This is a genomic window from Bartonella sp. AA86SXKL, assembly GCF_042196885.1.
In genome coordinates, this window is record NZ_JBHIRE010000529.1 from 1 (window position 1) to 581 (window position 581).

Here is a 581-nt window from a genome sequence, read left to right on the forward strand (position 1 = left end):
AGAAAGAGCCGATCGGTACACGTATCTTTGGACCAGTTCCCCGCGAACTTCGCGCTAGGAATCATATGAAGATCATCTCGCTCGCTCCTGAAGTGTTATAAGGAGCAAATGTTATGCAGAAGATTCGAAAAGGTGATAAAGTTATTGTTTTATCCGGTAAGGATAAAGGATGTAGTGGTGAAGTGATTAAAGTGAATCCGAAGGAAAATAGAGCTTTTGTTCGTGGTGTGAATATGATTAAACGTCATCAGCGTCAAACACAAAATCAAGAAGCTGGGATTATTTCTAAAGAAGCTCCGATTCATTTATCTAATTTGGCCATTGCTGATCCTAAAGATGGTAAACCTACGCGTGTGGGTTTTCGTGTGAATGCAGATGGTAATAAGGTTCGTTTTGCCAAGCGTTCGGGAGAGTTGATTAATGGCTGAGGAAAAACAAACACCCCGCATGAAAACGCATTATTTTGAAGTGGTTCGTAAAACACTTCAAGAGAAGTTTAATTATAAAAATGTTATGCAAATTCCGCGGGTTGATAAAATTGTGATTAATATGGGAATTGGTGAGGCAACTGCCGATTCCAA

3 protein-coding genes are annotated in these 581 nt (G+C 39.8%); all 3 read left to right on the forward strand.

The annotated features are described in order from the left end of the window. Positions 1 to 101 (forward strand): uL14 family ribosomal protein (locus ACFIO5_RS13090; protein ID WP_375705642.1); only part of this gene is annotated, 101 nt, incomplete at its 5' end. 12 nt (positions 102 to 113) lie between these two features. Continuing rightward, complete coding sequence (gene rplX / locus ACFIO5_RS13095) at positions 114 to 428, forward strand: 50S ribosomal protein L24 (protein WP_011180903.1); 315 nt, start codon at positions 114 to 116, stop codon at positions 426 to 428. Beyond that, positions 421 to 581, forward strand: a 161-nt coding sequence (gene rplE, locus ACFIO5_RS13100) for a 50S ribosomal protein L5 (protein WP_375705643.1), incomplete at its 3' end; no start/stop codon positions are given. The genes rplX and rplE, both read left to right, overlap by 8 nt.

Coding starts and splice junctions, on each gene's coding strand:
- rplX (WP_011180903.1), top strand. CDS start 114: ATGCAGAAGATTCGAAAAGGTGATAAAGTTATTGTTTTATCCGGTAAG.